Consider the following 254-nt stretch of genomic DNA (forward strand, 5'->3'; position numbering starts at 1 on the left):
TCCTTTGCTCGTTTTGATCAAATCATGACAACAAATGGTCTTTGGGAAAAAGCCCGGCTATTGGTTGTTGAATATAATAAAGGGGAAGGCGTGGTTGAAACGAATGAGGAAGCAGCCGCCGTGGATACATCGCATATAGAGGCAGAAGCAACCTTGAATAAAACAAGGAAGACGTGTTCTTGTGAGGGTGATTGCGATTGCCCCAGAGTCCTTACGGACGACAATGTAGGGGTAATGCGTAAAAGTAATGCAGT

1 pseudogene is annotated in these 254 nt (G+C 44.9%); it reads left to right on the forward strand.

What is annotated here, in order from left to right:
• Positions 1 to 254 (forward strand): annotated as a pseudogene (locus IC21_RS17415) (transposase); the annotation flags it as partial.

Origin of the sequence: Heyndrickxia coagulans DSM 1 = ATCC 7050, assembly GCF_000290615.1 — a bacterium.
Classification (GTDB): domain Bacteria; phylum Bacillota; class Bacilli; order Bacillales; family Bacillaceae_C; genus Weizmannia; species Weizmannia coagulans.